This window comes from Caballeronia sp. LZ029, assembly GCF_031451275.1.
GTDB classification, from domain to species: domain Bacteria; phylum Pseudomonadota; class Gammaproteobacteria; order Burkholderiales; family Burkholderiaceae; genus Caballeronia; species Caballeronia jiangsuensis.
On sequence record NZ_JARUXO010000002.1, the window covers coordinates 38,410 to 62,591 of the forward strand.

Below are 24,182 nucleotides of genomic sequence, written 5' to 3' on the forward strand. Positions count from 1 at the left end.
GAAACCGTAGTCATGGTGTCTGTGAATCGCCGCCGCTTTCTCGGGCGGCTGCTGGCTTCGGCCGGTGCGGCAAGTTCCATGGGCGCGCTGCCCGAATCGATCCGCAAGGCGCTCGCGATCCCCGCGGCAACGCGCACCGGCACGATAGCCGACGTGAAGCACATTGTCGTCCTGATGCAGGAGAACCGCTCGTTCGACCATTACTTCGGGCATTTGCGCGGCGTGCGCGGCTACAACGATCGCTTCCCCGTGCCGCTCCCGAACGGGCAGTCCGTGTGGTGCCAGCCGTCGAAGTCCGATCCGGGCAGACCCGTTGTTCCGTTTCACCTCGACACGTCGACGACGAGCGCGCAATGCATCGGCGACCTGGATCACACGTGGTATCCGACGCATCGCGCGATCAACAACGGACGCAACGATCGCTGGCCGGCCAACAAGACCGACATGTCGATGGGCTATCACCTGCGCGGCGATATCCCGTTCCACTACGCACTCGCCGATGCATTCACCGTCTGTGACGCGTACTTTTGTTCGATGCCCGGTCCGACGCATCCGAATCGCACATACCTGATGACGGGCACCGTCGACCCGACCGGGACGAAGGGTGGCCCGCTGCTCGACAACAACGACTACGTCGCGAACCGCAAACCGCCGGAGTATCAACTGCTTTCGTGGACGACCTATCCGGAGCGTCTGCAGGACGCGGGCATTTCGTGGCGAATCTATCAGCAGGGCACGAGCGGCCGCGACCTTTATCACGGCAACTTCGGCACGAACGTCCTGCAGAACTTCGAGAACTACATCAACGCCAAGCGCGGTACACCGCTGCACGATCGCGCGTTGACCGCACGCACGATGTCCGAGTTGCGCGCGGACGTGACGGCGGACGCGCTCCCCCAGGTGTCGTGGCTCTTGCCTTCCGCTATCTACTCGGAGCATCCCAACTTCATGCCGGCGTTCGGCGCGGCGTATATCGAACAAGTGATCGATGCACTCACGGCTAATCCGGATGTCTGGAGCAAGACGGTTCTCTTCGTGATGTACGACGAGAATGACGGCTTTTTCGATCACGTGCCTCCGCCGCAACCGCCCGCGAACAATGCACAGGGGCGTTCAACGGTCAGCGTCGAGGGCGAGTTGCATACCGTCGTGAATCCCGGGCGCGGCAAGGGCTATACCGCCGACGGCCTGCCGTACGGCCTCGGTCCGCGCGTTCCGATGACGGTCGTATCGCCCTGGACCAAGGGCGGGTTCGTCTGCTCGCAGGTGTTCGATCACACATCGGTCATTCGCTTCATCGAGGCGCGCTTCGGCGTACACGAGCCGAACATCACCCCGTGGCGTCGCGCCGTCACGGGCGATCTGACCTCGGCGTTCGATTTCAGCGCGCCCGACGCGCGGATGCCGACCTTGCCCGATGCGACAGCGCATGCCTCCGCAGCCACGCAGCAGTGCATGGTCAATCCAAAGCCTGTCGTGCCGGCGGTGCCCGGGACGATCGATGCTCAGGAGCCCGGCGTGCGCCCTGCGCGAGCGCTGCCCTACGAACTGCACGCAAGCGGCGCGATGAGCCGCGATGGCGGTTCATTCGAACTCGTGTTCAATAACACTGGCCGGCAAGGCGCGCATTTCTATGTCTATCCGATCGGCCGCGAGGACGGTCCGTGGCGTTATACCGTCGAGGCGGGCAAATCCCTCACGGCGAGTCTTCCACTTGTCGCGCCCGAGAGCGAGTACGCGTACGAAGTCCATGGTCCGAACGGGTTCGTGAGGCGCTTGCGCGGGAAGGGCAACGGGCGCGGTATCGACGTGACGGTCGAATACGATGTGATGGCGACGAAACTGCGCGTGAAGTTGTCGAGTGCTGGCAGCGCGGCCGCGCGTGTCACGATCACGGACAACGCCTATGGCGCGGAGGCACGCACGATAAGCCTCGCGGCGCACGGCGAGCGCGTCGAAACGTGGCGACTCGAGCGTAGGTCGCGCTGGTATGACCTCAGTGTGACCGTGGCTGAAGACGATGCTTTCTTGCGCCGCTTCGCGGGGCACCTCGAGAACGGCGAGCCGGGCGTCAGCGATCCCGCAGCGGTTGCACCGGTTATGGCTTGGCGCTGATCAGAGCGCGTGCAGCGCGTAGGTCAGCCACGCCACGGATTTCTGCACGAAAGAAGGCGCTTCGCCCGAGCCGAACAGCAGCATCGCCGCGCCGGCGCCCGCGAAGCGCATCAGCACACCGGGTCCGAACTCACGTCGCGGCGCGCGCAGGCTGGAGGTGACATAGAACGAAGCGTTGATCTGCGTCGTATGCATCATGTAGCGATAGAACCGCGTGAAGTACTTGCGGTTCGGCTCGACGTGCTCCTGCCAGAAGTCGTCCATCCCGACATCCTCGACGATGCCCGGCCGTGCATAGAACGCGGAGCCCGTTACGCACACAGGCACGCCATGATAGAGCGCCTGCAGTCCGACGGTCGAATTGATCGTCACCACGCCCTTGCTGCGCTTGAGTAGTGAGGGAACGTGTCCGTCATGAATGTAGAGCACGCGCCCGGCGACGCCGCAATGTTCCGCGCTGGCGTTGATCGCGGTTGCATAGTCGGCATGGCCGCGTTCGAGCGGATGATGCTTGAAGACCAGCAGATCCGATTCGCATGCGTGTGCCGCGAAGGACCGGATCGTGGCTTTGATGAACGCATCGTTGTCTTTCCAGTTGCTTGCATGCGTGATCTGGCTGTCTGTGCTGATCTGCAGCGGCACGAAAAAGAAATCTGGACCGTAAGTATCGAGCAAGGACGCGATGATCTCCCGTTCCGTGGATCGGTACAGATGCTTGCGATAAGCAGATCGCAACCACCGGAACATCTCTGTCGATCCGAACGGCTTATGGTGCTCGTAACGCGGATAAAGCCGATGCGCGAATAAACCCGCGGCGAAATAGAGAAACGAGTACCACGCCATTCGCGTGAATCCCCAGCGAAATGAACGCGGACGTTGAACCTGCGGATAGATCGGCAGCGTCGCCGGCACGACAGAAGCGAGTTGCGAAGCGTGATTGACCCCGCCTATCTCCATCGTGATCCACCACGGTCTGACATAGCCTTCCTCGAACACCGCGACACTGACGCCCGTCTCACGCGCTAGCGAAAGCGCGATCTGATGCATCGGACGGCATTGCCCGAAAAGCACAATTGCGCGGATATTTCGTTCTTCGATGAGAAAACGCAGGAAAGCGGGCCAAGCCTCGAAGGAATCGCGGTAGCGGATTGCTGAGGAATCCCGATAGAAAAACGAATCACCGCCATTGAAGTTGATCTTCGTGACGCTCGCACCGAGCTCGCGCAGGCGATCGGCGAGCAGCTTGAAAAACGGTCCGTTGGGGCCCTGAAGCAGCAGAAGGTTTTGGTGGCGACTCAGTTCATCAAGCCTTGAACCGGCAAAGGCACGCGCGGGCATATCAAACTTTCTTGAGTAATTTTGACCAGTTTTTCGCAATTATTCGGCGAACCGGTTCTTCTTTCTGTTTGTAAAGAATAGAGCTTTTATGCTTTTCAGTAAGTGTTGTAGATATGTCGCAAAACCCTGAAGGATGCGATTTTCCGTATTTCTTACTTGGCAACGTCAAAGAATGTAACGCATAATTCATTTTTTTACCAATTTCTGTAACGTTAATGTAACAGAAACATGGCAAGGAGTACGCGGTGAGGGTTGGTGCATGGCGGGGCGCCGGTAATCTTGGCAACCCTGGCTTTCTGAATGCTTGGAAGAAGTTTTGGCTTGCTTTCGACGGCGGATTCGCCGTCGGTTCTTCCGCGCACGTGAGCACGGCGGTCGGCGATGCATAACCAATTGACTGCCGTCGGGCCGCGCTCGTCATGGACCGTGATGCGCTCGGTTATCCACGCGCTCTTCCTTCGTGAAGCCGTGACGCGTCTTTCGCTCGGGCGTGGCGGGTGGGTGTGGATCATCATCGAGCAGGGCGAGCACATCGTTCTGTTGGTCGTCTGGCATGGAATCATTCAGCACCACATGATTCCTGGCGTGAACGTGCCGCTTTTCATCGGGCTCGGTCTACTGCCGTATTACATGATGAAGAGCACGGCATTGCGCGGGCTCGATGCTATCCCGGCTAATCGTGCACTCTTCGTCTACCGACAAATCAAGCCGATCGACGCGGTCATCGCACGCGCGATCCTCGAGGCTCTCATTTATCTCGTGGTTGGAACCGTTCTCATTCTGGCCTTCGCGCTGTGCAGGGTGGACGTCTCCATTGGACATCCGTTGCAGGTCATCGGCATGTTTGTCCTCTTCTGGTTGTTCGGCCTGGGCTTGGCACTGACTCTTTCCGTCGCTGCGGAGTTGGTTCACGAAGTTGCTTCGATTGCGCGAATGACGTTCGGTATCGTGTACTACGCGTCGAGCGCGCTCTATCCGTCTTCGTGGATTCCAGTGTCGTGGCAACCCGTCTACTTCCTGAATCCCGTCGTACATGCCATCGAGTTGATGCGCGCGGGCTATCTCGGCTCTTATCGGCCGAATAGTCTCGCTAGCTTTACGTACCTTATGACGTGGATCGGCGCCTGGTTGATTACCGGTCTCTTCCTTCACGTCCGCTTCGGTAAACGGTTGGTCGAGCGATGATCGTAGTCAGCAACATGAGCAAGCGTTATCGCGGCAGTAACGACGAACAGTACGTGCTCAAAGACGTCAGCCTGAATATTCCGCGCTCGGCCAAGCTCGCGGTGATCGGCCGCAACGGCGCCGGCAAGTCGACTCTGTTGAATCTGCTCGGAGGCATGGACCGGCCCACGCGCGGAACGGTGTCGCGGCAGTGTCGCGTGTCGTGGCCGCTCGGGCTCTCGGGCGGATTTCAGGGTTCGCTCAGCGGCGCGCAGAACGCCAAGTTCATCGCGCGCGTACACGGTGTGGAGGACGAAGCCTTGCACCAGCGCATCGGCTTCATCCGCGAATTCTCGGAACTCGGCGATGCGCTCGAACGGCCCGTCAAGAACTACTCGTCGGGCATGCGCTCGCGGCTCGCGTTCGCCATCTCCCTCGCATTCGATTTCGACCTCTATCTGGTCGACGAACTGACCTCCGTCGGCGATGCGGCGTTTCGCAAGAAGTCGCGCGAAGCGTTCCGCAACATCGCCGCGCGCGCCGGACTGATCATGGTCTCGCACGACGAGGCGACGCTGAAGACCTTCTGCGACACGGCGCTCTGGTTGCACGAAGGGCAGGCGCTCTGGTTCGACGATCTGAACGAAGGCCTCGCCCGCTACAAAAAGAGTCTGGCAGCATGAACCGAGATCTACCGATGGATGTCATCGCGCCGCGCAAGCGCACGCTGCGCGAGCGTATGCGTACGATCCGCTGGCGGCGCCACTGGCTTCGCGTGCTGCTCGTCGTCGCGATCGGCCTCGCGTCGCTCTACTGGGGGGCCATCGAGTCGGATCAGTACGTATCCGAAGCGCACATCGTCGTCACGCGCACGAGCGTGGAAGCCAACGAGGCGGCGAGCGGTCTGTTGTCGCTGATCTCCGGATCGAGCAGCTCGCGCGACATGATGCTGTTCCGGGACCGGCTGCTCTCGCTGGACATGATCCGCAAGCTCGATCATCGGCTCGGCATGCGCGCGCACTACAGCGACCGCAAGCACGACTGGCTGTCGATTCTTTGGGATCGCAAGGCGGCGGACGAGGAGTTTCAGCGCTACTTGCTCGGCCGTGTTTCAGTCACCTACGACGACTACAGCCAGAATCTCGTCGTGACCGCGCAAGCCTATACGCCGCAGATGGCGCAGGCGATCGTTCGCATGATGGTCGACGAAGGCGAATCCGATCTGAACCGCATGGATAACGCGGTGGCCGAGCAGCAGGTGTCGTTCATCGAGAACGAACTCGTGTCGATCCGTGACCGGATGTTTGCCGCGCAGAAGCGGCTGCTCGCGTTCCAGAACGAGAACGGTCTCGCATCGCCGCTCGCGACGGCGCAGGGCGTATCGGAAGTGGTGGAGCGGCTCGAATCCGAGCGCAGCCAGCTTGAAGCGAAGAAGCTGGCGATGCTCGGCTATCTGACTCCGCAGGCACCGGACATCGTGCAGATCGAAGGACAGATCGCAGCGCTGCAGCAGCAGATCAATGTCGAGCGCAATCGGGTTGCATCGAAGAATGGCACCGCGCTCAATCATCTCGCCGAAGAGCAACATCGCCTTCAGGTCGAGGCGACATTCGCCGAAGACGTCTACAAGACCGGACTCGCAGCGCTCGAAAAGGCGCGCGTCGATGCGACGCGCAAGATCAAGAGCGTTCAGGTGCTGCAGTCGCCAAGCCTGCCGCAGGCTTCGATGCAGCCGCGGCGTCTCTACAACATCATCGTGTTCATCATCGTTTCCTTGCTCGTAGCCGGTGTCATCCACCTGATCGGCGCGATCATTCGCGATCACCGGGATTGACTGATTCATGTTTCGTTCTCTTGTCCTGACCAGTTTTCTTTGCGGTGCCCTCGGCATTGGCTCCGCGCAAGCCGCATCGTCCGCGCACGGCGGTGCGGACGTGGCAAGCGATGCGTCGAATATCAGCCGCTTGAGGACGAGCGAGTTCAGCAACATGTCGTCGATGGCGCGCGGCAATGCCTTGAACGTCGCCGCGCTCAGTGCGGGCATGTCCGAGCCAGCCGAGCCGCACAAGGAAACATCGGGCGATACGCACGCGAAACTCGCCGCGCTCACGCCGTCGCAGCGCGCCGACTATCAAGCGAACAGCGCGAGCCACGTGTTCGGCGCGACGCTCTTCACGGGCGCGTTCGCGTACGGATCGTCGGTCGACTTCAATCCGGGCTATGGGATTTCCGTGGGCGATCAGTTGCGCGTGCGCATGTGGGGCGGCTACGAGTTCGACTCGGTACTGACGGTCGACCAGCAAGGCAACATCTTCCTGCCGCATGTCGGGCCGCTGCACGTGGCGGGCGTTACGAACTCCGAGCTTCAGCCGACGGTCACGGGCGCGCTGCGCAAGGTGTTCAGCAGCCGCGTTTCGGTGTACTGCAATCTGCAGATGGCGCAACCGGTTCGCGTCTATGTCGCGGGCTTCGTGCGTCATCCGGGCATGTATAACGGCACGTCGAACGACAGCGTGCTGCGCTATCTGGATCAGGCGGGTGGCATCGATCCGAGCCGCGGCTCGTTCCTCGACGTGCAGGTCAAGCGCGGCGAGCAGGTACGCGGCACGATCGACCTGTACGACTTCCTGTTGCGCGGCACGCTGCCGTCGGTGCCGCTTGCCGATGGCGACGTGATCTTCGTCGGTCCGCGCCACAGCACGGTAACGGTCACGGGTCTCGCGGAGAACGCGAAGCAGATCGAGTTCCTCGGTGAGACCACGCCGCTCGAAAACATCATCGCGGCGGCACATCCGCAGCCATCGGCGACGCATGTACGCATCACACGCAACACGGGGCCGACGCTGAACGTCGAGTACGTTGCGCTCGTCGACTCATCCAATGTGAGGCTGCAGAACGGCGACGTGATCAGCTTCACCGCCGACAAGCAGCCCGGCACGATCACCGTACGCGTCGAAGGGGAGCATCTCGGTCCGCAGGAATATGTGCTGCCATACGGTAGTCGCTTGGGCAGTCTGCTGCAGCAGGTTTCGATGACCGAACGTTCCGACGTCGCCGACATGCAACTGTTCCGGCCCAGTGTGAAGCTGCGCCAGAAGCAGATGCTCGAATCCGAGCTCAATCATCTCGCCGAGGCAGTGCTGACCGCGCGCTCGGGCACGCAAGAAGAAGCCGCGCTACGCAAGGACGAGGCGAGCCTCGTGCTGCAGTGGGTCGAGCGTGCAAAACACATTCAGCCGCTCGGCCAGACGGTGGTGGGCAGGCCCGAGATTCGCGACCAGTTGTTGCTCGAAAACGGCGACGTGCTTTTCGTGCCGGTCAAGGACGGTCTCGTGCTGGTGGGCGGAGAGGTGCTGTTCCCGACTGCAATTGCAGCCGACTCGAGCTATTCGGTCGGGGACTATATCGCCAAGGCGGGCGGCTTCTCGCAGGATGCGGATACATCACGCGTCGTGGTTGCGCACCTCGACGGCACGTTCAGCGATGGCAAGCGCGACAAGACGGTCGTCGCAGGCGATCAGATCATGGTGCTGCCGAAGGTCGACTTCAAGACGCGCCAGTTCGCGAAGGACGTCTTTCAGATTCTGTATCAGATCGCGATCAGCGCGAAAGTGGCGCTCGGAATCTGAACGCGCGGGTTAGCAGTGGACAACGAAGGAAAGTGGCCAGCAGCCGGCCTCATGACCGGCAAACATTCTCGGGGATAGCGATGAGAACAGTCATTACATATGGAACGTTCGACCTGCTGCACGTGGGTCATCTGAACCTGCTGCGGCGCGCAAGGGCTCTGGGAGACCGGCTCGTGGTCGCGCTGTCGACCGACGAGTTCAATCTCGACATGAAGAACAAGCGCACCGTGATTCCCTATGAAGACCGGCGTCACATGCTGGAAGCGTTGCGCTGCGTCGACCTCGTGATCCCGGAGGAGAACTGGGAGCAGAAGGTGCTCGACGTGGGCCGCCATCAGATCGACACCTTCGTGATGGGCGACGACTGGGTCGGCAAATTCGATTTCCTGAGCGAGCACTGTGAAGTCGTCTATCTGCCGCGCACCGAGGCGATCTCGTCGACCGAACTGAAGCGCCATATTCGCGACGGCGCGTCGGGCCCGCTCGCGGCCGGCGGCTTCGGCAAGGAGCACGCGAAAAACGGCGACGCCCGCTGGCTCGCTGCCTGAATGCGCTTCATCGACAAAATGATCGCGCGGCGTCGCACCCGGCTCTGGCTGGCGCGGCTGCTGGATCGTTTGCTTCCGGTTCGCTCGCATCGGGTGGTGTTCGTCACACGGCCGAACGTTGCGATCGCAGGCAATCTGCGCATCGTGCTCGACGCTCTGGCCGATGCGGCCGGCGGCATGCCGCGCCGGGAACTCGCGGTGTTCAAGGACGGTCCGATCGCTCCCGAAACCGCGACTGCCCTCGCGGAAAAGGGTGTGAAGGTGTTCGAGCGCTTCAGCCTCGGAGCGCTGTGCTTCGTCTTGTCGAGCGCGACGGTGGTGCTGAGCCATTCGGCGCGCGATGCGTTTCTGCCGGGCCGCCGGCGCGGGCGTCGCGTGATCAATGTGTGGCATGGCGTGGCGCTGAAGCGCATCGAACTGCTGATGGAGCCGCGTGACGACGCGCAATCGCGCGCGCGGCGTTCGCTCATGGCTCGCAATGCGCGCCTCTACGATGCGCTCATTGCGAGCAGCCCGGTCGATCGCGTGGTGAACGCGCAGGCGTTCGGCCTGCCTTTCGAGAAAGTGCACGTGACCGGCCTGCCGCGTTTCGATTATCTGCGCACGGATTGGCCGCTGCCGCGCGATCTGCGGCGTCAGGCGGACGCGCTCGATTCGATCGTCGGTGGGCGCAGGCTCGTGCTGTATGCACCGACGTTCCGCGAAACCGGGAACTCGCCGCTCGACTGGATGAACGACGCCTGCATCGCCTCGATCCGCGCGCTGTGCCGGCGCATGGGCCTCGTGTTCGGGCTGCGGCCGCATCCCTACGAGAAGCGGCCGCTCGATACCCTGTGCGACGGCGTCGACATCATCGACGCATCGGCCATGCGCTTTGCCGAGGCCGCGCTGCTGCTGCGTCGCGCCGACGCGCTGATCGTCGACTATTCGAGCATCTGGGTCGACTTCCTTGCGACGCGCAAGCCGATTCTCGGTCTCGTGCCCGATTACGACCGGTATTGCAGCGAGGAACGCGGCTTCGTCTATACACAGGAATCGATATTTCCCGGGCCGCTGCATCATGACTGGCAAGCCGTGTTCGCGGACCTCGAGCGCCTCGCTCGTGTGAATTTCGAGCCCTCGGATGCGCATCGTCTCGACGCGGCCGCCGGCCTCTTTCTGCCGCCGGACCGGCTCGCGGGCTCCTGCACGCAGCGCTGCATCAGCGTGTTCTTCGACGAACCGGATCCGCGTGCCGCGCATGCATCCGTACGGTTAGGAGGCGCACGACAATGACACGCGCGATCGGCATCGTTTCGGCGGGCATCTGGCGCATTCCGCATCTCGACAGCCTGCTCGCGGGAACGCCCGTGCGGGTGCGCGGAAGCTTCGGCGCGCGCAAAGGGAAACTCACTGCGATCGCGGGATGGGGCGCGAAGCCGGGCGCCGAGCGCGCGCGGCGCCTCGCGCGTGCGCACGGCGTCCCGTATCTCGCGCTCGAAGACGGCTTCCTGCGCTCGCTCGGTTTGGGCGTGAACGGTGCGCCGCCGCTATCAATTGTCGAGGACGATCTCGGCATCTACTACGATGCGCGTCACGCCTCGAGGCTCGAACGTCTGATCGCCGAATGCGGGGACGACGCGTACGCGCTTCAGCATGCGCGACGGGGCATCGATGCGATCTTGCGGCATCGTCTTTCGAAATACAACGATGCGCCGGCGTTGCGCCTGCCCCTCGCGACGACCGTCTCGCGCGTGCTGGTCGTCGATCAGACTGCGGGCGACGTATCCGTGTCGCTCGGCGGCGCGAACGCCGATACCTTCGCGCGGATGCTCGCTGCGGCGCAAACGGAACATCCCGATGCTGAAATCTGGGTCAAGACACATCCGGACGTATCGAGCGGGCGCAAACGCGGCTATCTCGGAGGCGTGCAGGCGCAGGGACGCGTGCGCGTGCTTGCGGACGCATGTTGCCCGCTTTCGCTCATCGAGCAATTCGACCACGTCTACGTGGTGACCTCGCAACTCGGTTTTGAGGCGCTGATGCTTGGCAAGCCCGTGACGTGCTTCGGCATGCCGTGGTACGCGGGCTGGCGGCTGACCGACGACCGCCATCCCGGCATCGACGCGGTGCGCCGCCGCCGCGCCGTGCCGAGGAGCATCGAGCAGCTCTTCGCCGCGGCGTATCTGCAGTACGCGCGCTATCTCGACCCGGTGAGCGGGCAGCCCGGCACGCTATTCGATGTGATCGACTGGCTCGCGCGCAATCGCGAAATCAACGAAGCGAGCCGGGGCACGCTCTATTGCGTCGGCATGAGCATGTGGAAGCGCGCGGTTATCCGACCGTTCCTGAGCACGCCTTCGAACCGGCTGCGCTTCGTGCCCCGGCTCGAAGCGGCGCAACTCGACGTGCTCGAAGACGACGCGAGGCTCGTCGTCTGGGGCGGCCGTCACGCGGAACTGTGTCGCGTGGCGAAATCGCGCGGCGTCGGCGTGACGCGCGTCGAGGATGGCTTCGTGCGCTCGGTCGGCCTCGGATCGGATCTGCGCGGACCGCTTTCGCTTGCCGTCGACGATGAGGGAATTTATTACGACCCTGCGTCAGGAAGCCGGCTCGAGCGCCTTGCCCACGACATGAATCTCGAAGTGCACGATCGCCTGCGCGCCGCCCGGTTGCGCGAGGCGCTCGTGCGCATGCGCATCAGCAAGTACAACGTGGGCGTCGCTTATCGCTGCGCGAGCGCGGCGGGCGACAAGCGGCGCATTCTCGTGCCCGGTCAGGTGGAGGACGATCAGTCGATCCTCGCCGGCTCGCCGCACACCCGGCGCAATCTCGACCTGCTCGCGGCAGTGCGCGAAACCAACCCCGATGCCTGGATCGTCTACAAGCCGCATCCCGATGTCGTGGCGCGCAACCGAAGCGGTGGCGTCGACGTGGCACTCTCCGCGTCGCTTGCGGACGAATGCGTCATCGACGCCAACATTTCCGATTGCATCGCCGAAGTGGACGAGGTGCACACGATGACCTCGCTCGCAGGCTTCGAAGCGCTGCTGCGCGGCAAGGTCGTGCACTGCTACGGCGGACCGTTTTACGCGGGCTGGGGTTTGACCGTCGATCACATGGCGCTGCCCCACCGCACCCGCGAGCTCACGCTGGATGAGCTCGTGTACGTTGCGCTGTGCGCCTATCCGCGCTATCGCCTGCCAGGCGTTCGAGGCTTTTGCTCGATCGAGGACGCGATCGGCTTCCTGGTCGAACAGGGCGCGGGCGGGCAGGTTCCGACCGGCAGCCACAGGCTCGCGAGGCAGTGGCGCAAAGGCGTGCAGGTGCTGCGTGCGTTCGTTGCGTCTCTATCAGCCTAGCCGATTCTTACCGACGTTCGAAGACGTCAACTTGCATAAACCATGAATCTCGTCGCGACATACAAGAAAGCCAAGAAGCGCTACGGCGTGTTTCTGCTCAATCAATCGGCTGCGAATCTGCAGCGCGTCTCGCAGTGGTTTCCCGAGTGGGACTACCCGCGCTATTTGCGTGGACTGTGCCTGCTGACGCTCGGCAAGACGGTGGCCGCGGATCAGGTGCTGCGCGAGGCGATCGCGCTCAACCCGCGCCGCGCGCACGCTCAATACTTGCTGGGACTTGCGCTCAGCAAAAAGAGCAAATGGTGGCAGGCCGTCGCGGCCTTCGAGGCAGCGGTGGAGAGCTCGGGGAAGCATGCGCGCTGGCATTACGAACTGGGCAAGGCACGCGAGCGCATGAAGCGCTTCGATCGTGCAGCCGAAGCGTTCGGCGATGCGGTGAAGTTGAAGCCGAAGCGATCGGTCTGGCAGTACCGGTTCGGGCGGGCGCTGGAGCGCGCCGGGGATCTGGAGGGCGCGGAGAAGGCCTATGCGGCGGCGACGAGGCTCGATACGAGCGGTCAGTTGCGCAGACTCGGCGTGGGCGCGTGGCATCAGAAGGATGGTCTGTGGCCCTTGGCGCTCTCGTCTTATCTGAAGCGCGTGAGTGGTGCGCCTGAGAGCGCAGAATTGCGTTACCGAATGGGGCTTGCGAACGAACGGTGCTACCGATGGGATGCAGCCGAAGCATGCTATCGCCGGGCACTGCTGCTGCTGCGCAAATCCAGGGCGGACTGGAGCTACCGTCTCGCGTTCGTGCTCGAGCGCCAGCAAAAGTGGCACGAAGCCGCACAAGCGTACAACGCGTCTGTGATTGCCGACGCGACGCATCGACCCTATCGAAACTACCGGCTTGGCTTTGTGCTTTCGAAAGCCGGCGATCATCGTGCCGCCTGCGCCGCCTTCCTCAACACGCGGAAGAACGTCGCTTACGTAGTGCAAAATCCCGCGACTCTCGGGCTGCGCGACCGCGACATGTGGCGCGTGAAAATCGCACAACTCGAACTTAGGATCGCGACGGACGCCACCGATCAAAACCTCTATATGCAACTCGCGCGCGCTCACGAAGCAACGGGTGACTGGGAGGCCGCGGCGCGTGCTTATGGTGCGGCGCTTCTGCGTTGCAGCGACTTCAAGGCTGACTGGTACTACCGCCTGGGACGCGCGCTGATGCAGGCCGGGCGATACGACGAAGCCTGCGATGCGTTCGTCGAAACCGTACTGTTCAAGTTGCCGCACGGCGTCGATCAAAAGGACTACACGTCGGCAGAGGTGATCAAGGCGCTGCAATACACCGAATACTACGAGACCCTCGCTGTCACCGAGAACGTCATTCTCTACGAGAGCTTCAACGGCAACTCGATGAACTGCAATCCGTACGCGATGTTCAAACGGATAGTCGACAATCCCGAGTATCGAACGTGGCTGCACGTCTGGGTCTTGAACGACCGCAGCCGTATTCCCCCCGAATACCGGACGCGGGGCAATGTCGTTTTCGTCGCCAGGGAGTCGGACCGTTACCGTCGCTATCTTGCGAGCGCTCAGTATCTCGTCAACAACTCGACATTTCCTCCGTACTTCATCCGCAAGCCCTCTCAGCGTTACCTGAATACGTGGCATGGCACGCCGTTGAAGGCAATGGGGCTCGATATCGGCAACAACTTCATGGAGCACCGAAACTCGGCGCGCAATCTGCTTCAGGCAAGCCATCTGCTGAGTCCGAACGCGCATACGTCGCGTATTCTGCTTGAGAAGTTCGACGTGGCCCACGTCTTTTCCGGAAAGATGCTGGAGGCAGGTTACCCCCGTGTCGACGTGACGCTGAACCTCGCGCCGTCCGCGCGAGCCGCCTTGCGCGAACGCCTCGGGCTATCTGCCAATCGGCCGGTCGTGCTTTATGCGCCGACATGGCGCGGAGTGCTCGGCAAGGAACAAGTCGAGTTTGAGCGACTTGCGTCCGATCTGAAGCGACTCGGTTCTTTGCCGTGTCAGGTGTTGTTCAAAGGGCACAACTTCGTCGAGAAAAAACTGGCGGGACAAAAGAAAGCTGGTGTATCGATCGTGCCCGGCGATATCGACGCGAATGAGTTGTTGTCGATCGTCGATATCCTGATCACGGATTATTCGAGCATCTTCTTCGACTTCATTCCAACGCGGCGCCCCATCCTTTACTACACATACGACTACGAGCAGTATGCGGCGGAACGCGGTCTGTACTTCGACTTCGCGGAACTGCCAGGCACTCAGTGCTTCGACATTGAGAAGCTGTGCGGCAAGATTGCTACCCTGGCCGACTCCTGGCCCGTATTCGACGAGCAATACGATGACGAGATCGCGCGTTTCTGTCCATACGACGACGGCAACGCTACGGACAGGGCCGTCGATTTCTTTCTGCGCGACGCAAACGCCGGCAAGGTGATCACGGCGCGCCATGACCGTCCACGATTGCTGTTCTTCGGTGGTCACTTCGCTCCGAACGGCATCACGTCTTCATTCGTCAGCCTCGTCAACGGCCTGCGTGACGCCGGTCGTCATGACATGGTGGTGTTGATCGATTCCGGGCTGGTCGGAGGCAATCCGGCTCACCGGGAGAAATTCGGGGGCCTCGCCGGACGCGTTCCCGTCGTGGCACGCACGGGGGCGATGACCGTGACGCTCGAGGAAAGGCGCATCGTCGACAAGTTCGAAGATGCACCGGACGGATACATGACTGCGGAGCGCAAAGCGGTTCATGCCCGGGCATTCCGTCGCGAGTATCGCCGAATGTTCGGTGAATCGACGTTCGATCTCTACGTTCAATTCGACGGCTATAGCCAGTTCTGGACGTCGCTGCTTGCCGAAGCGGGCGTGCCGGACAGCCGACGACTGATCTACCTGCATAACAATATGATGGAAGAGTGCAGAGTCAAATTTCCAAAGCTGGAAGCACTGTTCGATCTCTACGCTCGATTCGACAATCTCATCTCAGTCTCAGCGAGCGTGCACGAGCAAAATGTCGAGGCTCTCGCGCGCCGATTCTCGCTCGAACCGGACCGCTTCGAGTACATCAACAACACGATAGACGCGGATCGAATCCTGCACCTTGCGCAGGAGGACGTCGAGCCGGGCATGCTCGACTGGATCGGCGCGTCGCGCGTTGTCGTGACCGTAGGCAGGCTATCGCCGGAAAAGGGCCAGCAAAAGCTCATCCGCGCGTTCTCCAGAGTGCGTGCGCAGATTCCAGACGTGAAGTTGCTCATCGTTGGTGAAGGACCTCAGCGAGCCCATCTCGAAGGTGTCGTAGCCGAACTAGGGGCATCCGCTTATGTCCGCCTGGCAGGCGGATATGCCAATCCGTTTCCGATCATTCGTCGCGCCGACGCCTTCATCCTCTCCTCCGACCACGAAGGCCAGGGCCTTGTCCTGCTTGAAGCGCTCACGCTCGGAAAGCAGGTCGTCTCGACCGACATCCCCGGACCGCACAGCGTGCTCGAAGACGGCCTAGGCTTGCTCGTCGAGAACACGGAAAGCGGTGTCGTGCATGGCCTGACGGAACTGCTCAATGGCTGGACCGCGCCGAGGCGTTTCGATGCGCATCAGTATCAGGCCGACGCGTTACGCGACTTTCTGGCACTGATCGAGCGTCACGCGCCCGCGCGTCCGCGCCTGCCGGCACTGATCGAAGAGCAAGTCGAACTCGCCTGAACCAAACGACTGATACCGCCGATGTTCAACACCCTGAAAGAACGCATAGCCGGCGTCGTGCTGATGACGGTCATCGTGCCGCTCGCCGTGCTCGGCTATCTGCTGATCGTCTACGTCGGCGTGTTCGGCAAAACGGAGCGCGGCCGCGCGGGCGTGCGCGCGCTCGATCATTTCGTCAACGCCACCGTGTTCAACGGTTACGCGTGGGAGTCAGTTTCCTCTCACGCGTGGCGCGAGCGTGATCGTCGCTGGGCGAAGTTCATCATTGCCGTGACCGACCGTTTCCAGACCGATCATTGCCGTCGCGCGAACAAGCGCGAGCAGCCCGTCGTCGATCTGGTGCTGCGCAAGCGGCTGCACGACCGGACCTTATGATGATGCAAGCGTCGATCACGGACACCGGCGCGCGGGTGAAGACACGCCGCGTCTATTACGTGAGCGGGTTCGATCCGCGCGGTCCCGGCTACTATCACCGGCTCTATCGGCAAGAGGCGGACAAGCAGGCAGCGATGCTGGGCGTCGAGATCACGACCGGTCCGCGGACTCGTCGAAGCGAGCATGCGAGTGCATGGCGCGTCGACGCCAACTGGAAAGGCCGCACGGTGTCGACCGAATATCAGTTCCTGCACTGGGACGATATCGTGCGCGGCAACTGGGAGCGCAATCTCGCCAGGCTCGCGTGGGCCGGCCTTGTGAGCATCGTGCAATATGCGCGCTCGGGTGCGTGGGCGCAATTGCGCCGCGATTTCCGCGGGCCGTTCCTCAGTTCCATCTATCCCCACGCGTGCCTGTGCTTCATCATGCTGCTCGCACTTATGGGCGGACTCGCCGTGACGGGCCTCGTCGCGCACGCGAGCGGTCATGGCGCAGCGGGCGTCGTGGCCGGCGGCATCACGGCGGCGGCGTTGTGCATGATGGGCGTACGCCTCGCGAATCGCTCGGCCGTGTTCTGGCTGCTGAGGATCTACGAGTTCGTCGGCGCATGGAACGACGCCAAGCAGCGGCAAGTCGAGGCGCGCGCCGATGAACTCGCGAGGCACATTCTCGACGAACAAGATCGCGCGCCATGCGACGAAGTGCTGCTCATCGGTCACAGCGTCGGGTCGATCGTCGCGGTGATGATCGGCGCGCGTTTCGCCTCGCTCTCGCGCGCCAACGAGCACGGGAATCTGTCGCTGCTCACGCTCGGACAGTGCATTCCGCTGCTCGGCATGCAACCCGCGGCCGAAGCGTTTCGCACCAGTCTGCGCACACTGGCCGAGCATCGCGATCTGCCATGGCTCGACATGAATGCCCGCGCCGATGCGCTCGCTTTCTCGCAGGTCAATCCGCTCGAAGCGTCCGGTGTCGCGGGCGCGGCGCTCGGGCGCCCCGTCGCGCAAGTCGTGCGGCCGTTCCGCATGTTCGACGACGCGGCGTGGGCGAAGATCCGGCGCGACAAGATGCGCCTGCATTTCCAATATCTGATGGCAAGCGACCTGCCCAATCAGTACGACTATTTCCGCATGACCGCAGGCCCGTATCGCCTGACGCCCTACTGACATCGATGAACTTCACGCCTCCCTATCCCAAACCGCACAGCAACAAGAGCTCGCTGCTGCTGCGCTTTCTGCGCGGCTGGAACTCGTGGATCGACGTGCTCTTCGAGCGCAGCTATTCCATGAAGATGGGCAGCATCTCACAGTTCGGGATGAAGATCTTCATGCTCAACGACACGAAATGGGTGCCCGGCATTCTCGCCGATGCGAAGCGCTATCCGAAGCATGCGCTGATGCACAGGATGCTGGAGCCGCTGCTCGGCGAAAGCATCTTCACGACGAACGGCGAAGTGTGGGAGCGTCAGCGCCGTCTCATGGAGCCGGCGTTTTCGGCGGCGCGTCTGAAGCTCGTGTTCTCGCTGATGCGTGAATCGACGGGCAACATGCTCGGCCGTCTCGACACCGTCGCTGATGGCAGCTCGTACGAGGTCGATGAGGAGATGACCTATGTGACCGCCGACATCATCTTCCGCACGATCCTCTCGCAAGACCTGAGCGAAGGCGAAGCGAAGGAAATCTATACGGCGTTCACGGAGTTTCAGGGACATGCGCAGCGCGCAGCGATCCTGATGATCTATCGTCTGCCGCCTTTCTTGTGGACGCGCGCGAGCCGGCGTTCGGCCAGGCGCATTCGCGCGATTCTGTCGGGCATCATCGAGCGGCGCTGCGCCGAACGGGATCGCGGCAGGCCGGGCGCATACCGCGACATTCTCGGCGGCATGATGGACGTGAGCGATCCGCACAGTGGCGACCGCTTCAGCTTTGCCGAACTCGTCGATCAGGTCTGCATGCTCTTTCTCGCCGGACATGAGACATCGGCGAGCGCGCTGACCTGGGCGCTCTATCTGCTGTCGAATTGCCCGCACTTGCAGGAGCGGATCTGTCAGGAGATCCGCGAGAACGTCGGAGAACGCGAGTTCGAGATGAGCGACATGAAGGCGCTGCCGACGATCAGCAACGTGTGCCGCGCTCTGCTCCGGCGATATCCCCCGGTGGGCGGGTTCGTGCGCGAAGCAATGCAATCGCAGTGCATAAGGGACAAGGACGTGGCGGCCGGATCGCCGATCCTCATCTCGCCGTGGCTGCTGCATCGGCATCGGCAGATCTGGGAGCGGCCCGACGAGTTTGATCCTGACCGCTTCGACACCGAAGCCGGAAAGGAAGCGGCGCGCTGCGCATACATTCCGTTCAGCAAAGGGCCGCGCGTATGCATCGGCGCTGCGTTCGCGACGCAGGAAGCAGTGCTGATTCTCGCGAGCATCGTGCGGCGCTATCGCATCGAGCCCGACACGAGCCATGTGCCGCGTGTCGTTGGTCGCGTGACGATCCGCTCGGGCAACGGCGTGCGCGTCAAGCTGAAGCGTCGCGAGACGGGCAACGTCAATCGATGAGCCGCCGCGCCCGCATCCATTCGAGCACGATGCCCGCGATGTCATCGCTGTTGTCATCGGCCATCAGCGCGTGACTGTTTCCCTCGATGCCGCGCGCGGGAAGATCGATCCATTCCGTATCGACGCCGGCCGCGGCGAGCTCATCGTGCCAGCGTCGCACTTTCGGCACGGACTCGACCCAGAACGGATGCCGCTCCAGATAGTCGCCCCAGACGAACAGATGCGGCACGCCGCGCAGGCTATGCGGATCATATTGCGCGGGGTCGGGCGCGCCTGAAGGCTCGAGCGAGATGACCGCCTTCACCCGCTCTGGCGCATTCAGCGCAGCGCGCAGACCGAAGTTGCCGCCCTGACTGTGCGTGAGCACGATGCTGCCCGGCAGGTGTTCGATCAACGCGTCGTATGCATGTTGCGTAAGCGTGTCGTTCGTCGACCAGCGCGGCACGAACTGATTCATGAAGGCTTCCATCTTCGATACATCGAAGCGCATGCCCGCATGAGGCCGACGCGATTGCTCCTGCGCGTGCCACGAACCGGCCGGTCCGAAGCGAAACGTTTCTTCCCATGCCTCGCGCGCAGTGCGGAAGTAAGGTGCCTCGGGATACACGTCGGGATAGGGCGCCCACGATGCGCGGCCACGTTCGACGGCATCGGACACATAGACATCGAAGCCCGCGCGCAGGAAGTACATCTGCCAGCCGGGGCGTCCATCGGGCGTCGTCTCCCAGTTCACGCCGCTCATGCCGCCGCCATGCCAGAGCAAAAGCGGATGAGGGGAGCGCGCCGATGCGAGCCTCACGTACTGCACATACATCTGACCGACGATCACTTCGCCATTGGGATCGACCGGATGAACGGCGCCGTGCGCCGTGCTCACGCGCGAGCGCGGACTCATGCCCGACAGCGTGACCATCTTTCCGCCGACGTGAAAGCTGCCGATATCGCGCACCTGAATCGCGCTGGTTGCATCGTTCGTATTCATGCGGTTGTTCTCAAAGAGGGTGGATGCGTTTCGGCGCGCGTCACGAAGATCAATATCACGAGGAAGGTCATGAAGAAGCGAAACGCGCTCTCCGTGCCATTCCATTGCTGCGACTGCCACATGCCGAACCATTCGCCGCCGATCGTCATGAAGCAGACCTGCCAGGTGAGATAGCCGAGCGTGAGTCCCGCGATCGCCCAGCGCTTGGCTCGCGCGAACACGGCATTCTCCTGCCGTATCGCGCGACACATCGCGATGACACCCGCCCAGCAGAGCAGCGCGGTCACGGTCTCGAGAAAGATGATCAGGTCATAGCCGAGATGCTGAAGCATTGGTGACGTGATCGCGCGATACATGTTGGCATTGCCGGGGAACGTCGTGTCCATCCGCAAGACGTGCTCGACGAATTGGAGGTTGCTGCCATAGTCCGTCAGATTGCCGAAGCTGACGAGCGATGCGAGCAGGGCCATCGAGGCCACGGCGAAAAGTTTCGCGAGTCGTTCGGTCATCCCGTTCTCCTGACACGTTGTGCACCCGATTGTGCGAGAAAAGAATTAGATAAGCATGACGACGCGCCGCAACTAACTGTCCCGCGCGATCGCGCCGCTTCTTCGGCTTCGCCAATAGCCATCAACAGAGAGAGGTTGATCGCTGGCCTTATAATCGCTGCCTCAAAAGATTACGTGCCCACGCAGGCACGTCGGCCAGCTTCGAACGAGGCTGGTTCATCAACATTTGGAACGCCTCGCGTGGAAAGTCTCTTTCAATCCGTGAATGCATTGTTTGCCTTCATTGCACCCGTATCGGATTTCTTGTGGGATTTCCCCACTAATTTCAAGGCATATTCGAGCATTCCCGTGCTCGGGCAATTTCCGTTCGCGATTCTGCTGCTCGTCGGCGTGGGCATCCATTTCACGATTCGCACGCGCTTCATCCAGACGATGAACGTCGGCAAGATCGTGCGCATCATGTTGCGCAGACAGTCGTCGAAGACCGGCGTCAGCGCGCTCGCATCGTTCATGCTCGGGCTCGCGATGCGCGCGGGGCCGGGCAATATCGTCGGCATCACGGGCGCGATTTCCGTCGGCGGGCCGGGCGCATTGTTCTGGATGTGGGTGGCCGCATTCTTTGGCATGGCCACCGCGTTCATGGAATCGACGCTCGCGCAACTCTTCAAGGAGAAGAAGCACGACGAGTTCGTCGGCGGCCTGCCGTTCTATGGGCGGCGCATTCTCGGCGACAAGCGCATCGTCGGCACGTTCTTGTCGCTCGTGTTCATCGTCTATGCGCTTTTCAACGTGCCGCCGCAAACGTTCAACGTGTTCACCGCGATCGGCACTATTGCGGATACCGTGACCGGTACGCATCTCGCACGTCAGTCGACGGTGTATTACGTCATCGCGGCCGTGTTGATCGCGGCGTGCTCGTTCATCATCATGGGCGGCATTCGCCGCGTGACCGCCTATACCGATGTCCTCGTGCCGATCAAGGCGACGCTGTTCTGCCTGATGTCCCTGGTCATCATCCTCATCAATCTGCCGCTGATTCCGTACTTCTTTCATGAGGTGATCGTCGGCGCATTCGCACCGCATGCGCTCTTCGGCGGCGCAATCGGCACCGCGCTCGCGCAGGGCGTCAAGCGCGGGCTGATGTCGAACGAGGCGGGGCAGGGCACCATCACGATGGCCGCCGCGATCGCCGACAACGATCACCCCTGCGAACAGGGCTTCGTGCAAAGCCTCGGCGTGTTCTTCGACACGATGGTCATTTGCACGATGACCGGCTTCATCGTCGTGATGGCGCATGTCTGGACCGGCACCGTCGACGGGCAAGCGTGGGAATCGGTGAGGGCATCGAAGATCACGGTCTATCTCGCATCGGTCGAAACGCTCGTGCCCGTTGGGCTCGCGCACATCGTCAAGATCGTGATGTGCGTATGTTATGGCCTCTTCGCGTTCACCACGTTGCTCGGCATGATCTCGTTCGCGGAGATATCGGCGAACTTCATCTCGCGCAGTCGCGGCTTCATTACCGGTATTCGCGTCGTCGGCTCGCTCGTGTTCGTGCCGTTCGGCGCGCTCACGGTGCTCGCCGGCCTCGAGTTGCCGAACCTCTGGGCGCTGTCCGATCTGATGAATATCGTGATGGTGCTGCTCAACGTGCCGATTCTGCTGATCGGGCAACGTCTCGTGTACAAGGCACTGGCGAACTACCGGTCGACGCGCCGCGGGCCGTTCGTTTCCGACGATATCGGCGTGCGCACGGAGTATTGGACGGCGAAGCGCGGCGTCGCGAAGCAAGAGGATGGCGTTCGCGAGCGCGCCGAAGCTTAAGAGCCGAAAAACTCCACCGCGCCCGTGCTCAGGTTGTACATCGAGCCGGCAATCTTGATGCCGTGCTGGCTTTCCATCTCGCTCAGCACGGCGCTGTCGCGGCGAATCTGCGCGATGGTCAGTTCGACATTCTTGCGCGCCACTTTATCGACGAACGTGTAGTTGGTCGCCGTCCGTTCACCGTCATACTGCGTTGCATCGACGGCGGGCTTGATGCGCGCGAGCAGGCCGGTGAGATGGCCGAGTTCGGCGTTCGCTATCGCGCCCTTGATCGCGCCGCACGACGTGTGCCCCATCACGAGCACCACTTTCGCGCCCATCAGCTTGCACGCGAATTCCATGCTGCCGAGAATGTCGTCGTTTTCGATATTGCCCGCGATGCGGCAATTGAAGATATCCCCGATGCCCAGATCCATGATGACTTCCGCAGGCGCGCGCGAGTCGATGCAACTGAGCAGCACGGCCGCGGGATACTGGCCCTTCGCGCTCGCCTTCTGTTCGCGCAGATAATTGCGCGGCTTGCGCTCGCCTTTCTGGAATCGCTCGTTGCCGCGCTTCATCACGTCGATGATCTGCTCGGGCGTCATGCTGTCGCGCTGCGCGTGGGTCAACGCATCGGCATGAGCAGAGGTCATGAGAAGCGACGGACCCGCAAGCCCGACGATACCTGCGGATGCAACTGATCTGAGGAAACCCCGGCGGCACTCGGGCGTGCATTGCAGCGGATGCTTCATTTCTTCGCGCATGACCTTGCTCCTCGATCCAAGGATTGGGCCTTCTTGACGCTCTTCTTGCGAACTGAAGTGTTGGACGAAAATGCGTCGAATGCAATGCGCGCTTGTTCTGATGACAATGTCACGCCGATGACGTAACGATCTGCCGCGCGATGTCGAGGAAGTTGGCGGTCTTGGCGGCTGTCGCGTCGATGCGCGAGGCCAGTGCGAGACGAATCGTGATCGCGCTGCCGAGGGCGTCGGTGTAGGCGACGCCATCGACCTGAATCTGACACACGGACGCCGGCACCAGCGACACACCGAATTCCGCCGCGACCAGATTCACGACTGATGAAAGCTGCGGCGCCTGCTGCCCGGCGACTGGCTCGAATCCCGCTTCACGGCACGCGCCGATGATGACGTCGTGCAATGTAGGGCTCGCCTCGCGGGGCAGCATCACGAAGGGATCTTCCGCCAGCGACGCGAGCGGCACCTTGCGTTTCTTCGCGAGCTTGTGCGTGGCGGGCAGCACGATTTTCATCGGCTCGATCGCGATGTGATTGATCTGCACGCCCGCCGGCGACTGGCTGCCGAGCCGAACGAACGCGACATCGACACGGCCGGCGTCGAGATGGGCGAGCAGCTGCGCGGTGTTGCCCTCGGTCAATGTGAGCGTGACGTTCGGATAAGCCTGCCGATACGAGCGGATGAGTTTCGACACGACCGGATTGAACGCCGCCGACCCCGTGAAGCCGATATTGAGCTGCCCGATCTCGCCGCGCCCCGCGCTCTGCGCCTTTTCGACGGCGAGACGCGCATCGTTCATGAGGCGCTTGGCATCGACGGCGAACGCCTCTCCCGCTTCGGTCAGCACGACGCCGTGCCCGGTGCGCCGGAAGAGCCGCACGCCGAGTTCGTCCTCCAGCGCGTGAATCTGCTGGCTGAGCGGCGGCTGGCCGATGCCGAGCCGTTCCGCCGCGCGCGTTACGTTGCGCTCCTCGGCGACCGCCAGAAAGTAACGGATGTGGCGCAGTTCCATGCGATATCTGTCAAAGATATTTCAGAAAGACGAGATAGATATTGGACAGTATATCAATCGCGCGACAAAATACCGCTATCGCGCAGTGCGCGGGCAAAAAACTTATCCCCAACGACATCGCCGGGCGCTTTTCGAGGCGGATCAGGCTGGACGAGTCGCGCCCGTGTCGTGCATCGACGACGCGCGAATCGTCAATCAGATTGGGAAGGGGTCTAACGTGGCTGAAGCATTGAAAAAACCAAGGCCGGAATACCGGAACATCGGAATCGGCCAGCTCGCGAAGTATCGCTTGCCGCTGGCAGGGAAGGTTTCGATCCTGCATCGTGTGAGC

General features: G+C 62.0%; 18 protein-coding genes and 1 pseudogene. 14 read left to right on the forward strand and 5 right to left on the reverse strand.

Annotated elements, in window-relative coordinates; genetic code table 11:
* Window positions 1-12: 12 nt before the first annotated feature.
* Window positions 13-2,115, forward strand: coding sequence for a phosphocholine-specific phospholipase C (locus QCE73_RS15160; protein ID WP_309882089.1), 2,103 nt, complete (start codon window positions 13-15; stop codon window positions 2,113-2,115).
* Here the strand turns inward: QCE73_RS15160 and QCE73_RS15165 are convergent, their stop codons facing one another.
* A complete protein-coding gene (locus QCE73_RS15165; protein WP_309882091.1) occupies window positions 2,116-3,453 on the reverse strand; it encodes a capsular biosynthesis protein in 1,338 nt (445 codons plus the stop codon).
* Window positions 3,454-3,834: 381 nt separating this feature from the next.
* On the opposite strand from QCE73_RS15165, the gene QCE73_RS15170 reads away from it, so the two are divergent.
* From QCE73_RS15170 to QCE73_RS15220, 11 genes are all read left to right on the forward strand, one after another.
* Entirely contained in the window at window positions 3,835-4,638 is an 804-nt protein-coding gene (locus QCE73_RS15170) for an ABC transporter permease (protein WP_309882093.1), read from the forward strand.
* On the forward strand, window positions 4,635-5,300 hold the full coding sequence (locus tag QCE73_RS15175) for an ABC transporter ATP-binding protein (protein WP_309882095.1): 666 nt from the start codon (window positions 4,635-4,637) through the stop codon (window positions 5,298-5,300). Before QCE73_RS15170 ends, QCE73_RS15175 begins: the two co-directional genes overlap by 4 nt.
* Window positions 5,297-6,451, forward strand: a complete 1,155-nt coding sequence (locus tag QCE73_RS15180) for a chain-length determining protein (protein WP_309882096.1) — start codon at window positions 5,297-5,299, stop codon at window positions 6,449-6,451. Before QCE73_RS15175 ends, QCE73_RS15180 begins: the two co-directional genes overlap by 4 nt.
* A 7-nt stretch (window positions 6,452-6,458) precedes the next feature.
* Window positions 6,459-8,246 (forward strand): polysaccharide biosynthesis/export family protein, encoded by a 1,788-nt coding sequence (locus QCE73_RS15185; RefSeq protein WP_309882098.1) that lies wholly within the window; start codon window positions 6,459-6,461, stop codon window positions 8,244-8,246.
* An 80-nt stretch (window positions 8,247-8,326) separates the two neighbouring features.
* On the forward strand, window positions 8,327-8,794 hold the full coding sequence (gene tagD, locus QCE73_RS15190; protein ID WP_309882100.1) for a glycerol-3-phosphate cytidylyltransferase: 468 nt from the start codon (window positions 8,327-8,329) through the stop codon (window positions 8,792-8,794).
* Window positions 8,795-10,069 carry a CDP-glycerol glycerophosphotransferase family protein gene (locus QCE73_RS15195; RefSeq protein ID WP_309882101.1) on the forward strand — a complete coding sequence of 425 codons (1,275 nt, stop codon included), beginning with the start codon at window positions 8,795-8,797 and terminating at the stop codon, window positions 10,067-10,069.
* Complete coding sequence (locus QCE73_RS15200; protein WP_309882102.1) at window positions 10,066-12,135, forward strand: capsular polysaccharide biosynthesis protein; 2,070 nt, start codon at window positions 10,066-10,068, stop codon at window positions 12,133-12,135. The genes QCE73_RS15195 and QCE73_RS15200 overlap by 4 nt, the downstream gene beginning before the upstream one ends.
* A 42-nt stretch (window positions 12,136-12,177) precedes the next feature.
* Window positions 12,178-15,855 carry a CDP-glycerol glycerophosphotransferase family protein gene (locus tag QCE73_RS15205; RefSeq protein ID WP_309882103.1) on the forward strand — a complete coding sequence of 1,226 codons (3,678 nt, stop codon included), beginning with the start codon at window positions 12,178-12,180 and terminating at the stop codon, window positions 15,853-15,855.
* Window positions 15,856-15,888: 33 nt separating this feature from the next.
* Window positions 15,889-16,230, forward strand: a complete 342-nt coding sequence (locus QCE73_RS15210) for a hypothetical protein (RefSeq protein ID WP_309883118.1) — start codon at window positions 15,889-15,891, stop codon at window positions 16,228-16,230.
* Complete coding sequence (locus QCE73_RS15215) at window positions 16,227-17,396, forward strand: hypothetical protein (RefSeq protein WP_309882105.1); 1,170 nt, start codon at window positions 16,227-16,229, stop codon at window positions 17,394-17,396. The genes QCE73_RS15210 and QCE73_RS15215 overlap by 4 nt, the downstream gene beginning before the upstream one ends.
* 5 nt (window positions 17,397-17,401) lie before the next feature.
* Window positions 17,402-18,784 (forward strand): cytochrome P450, encoded by a 1,383-nt coding sequence (locus QCE73_RS15220; RefSeq protein ID WP_309882107.1) that lies wholly within the window; start codon window positions 17,402-17,404, stop codon window positions 18,782-18,784.
* Here the strand turns inward: QCE73_RS15220 and QCE73_RS15225 are convergent.
* On the reverse strand, window positions 18,774-19,766 hold the full coding sequence (locus QCE73_RS15225) for an alpha/beta fold hydrolase (RefSeq protein WP_309882108.1): 993 nt from the start codon (window positions 19,764-19,766) through the stop codon (window positions 18,774-18,776). The two genes, QCE73_RS15220 and QCE73_RS15225, sit on opposite strands and share 11 nt — an antisense overlap.
* Window positions 19,763-20,275 carry a DUF2165 domain-containing protein gene (locus tag QCE73_RS15230; RefSeq protein ID WP_309882110.1) on the reverse strand — a complete coding sequence of 171 codons (513 nt, stop codon included), beginning with the start codon at window positions 20,273-20,275 and terminating at the stop codon, window positions 19,763-19,765. Before QCE73_RS15230 ends, QCE73_RS15225 begins: the two co-directional genes overlap by 4 nt.
* 240 nt (window positions 20,276-20,515) lie before the next feature.
* Between QCE73_RS15230 and QCE73_RS15235 the strand changes: the two genes are divergently transcribed.
* On the forward strand, window positions 20,516-22,099 hold the full coding sequence (locus tag QCE73_RS15235) for an amino acid carrier protein (protein ID WP_309882111.1): 1,584 nt from the start codon (window positions 20,516-20,518) through the stop codon (window positions 22,097-22,099).
* Here the strand turns inward: QCE73_RS15235 and QCE73_RS15240 are convergent.
* Together QCE73_RS15240 and QCE73_RS15245 are read right to left on the reverse strand one after the other, a co-directional pair.
* On the reverse strand, window positions 22,096-22,845 hold the full coding sequence (locus tag QCE73_RS15240; protein WP_035500168.1) for a carbonic anhydrase family protein: 750 nt from the start codon (window positions 22,843-22,845) through the stop codon (window positions 22,096-22,098). The genes QCE73_RS15235 and QCE73_RS15240 overlap by 4 nt on opposite strands.
* A gap of 109 nt (window positions 22,846-22,954) precedes the next feature.
* Window positions 22,955-23,851, reverse strand: coding sequence for a LysR family transcriptional regulator (locus tag QCE73_RS15245; protein WP_309882114.1), 897 nt, complete (start codon window positions 23,849-23,851; stop codon window positions 22,955-22,957).
* On the opposite strand from QCE73_RS15245, the pseudogene QCE73_RS15250 reads away from it, so the two are divergent.
* Window positions 23,850-24,182, forward strand: a pseudogene (locus tag QCE73_RS15250) (hypothetical protein); the annotation flags it as partial. The gene QCE73_RS15245 and the pseudogene QCE73_RS15250 overlap by 2 nt on opposite strands.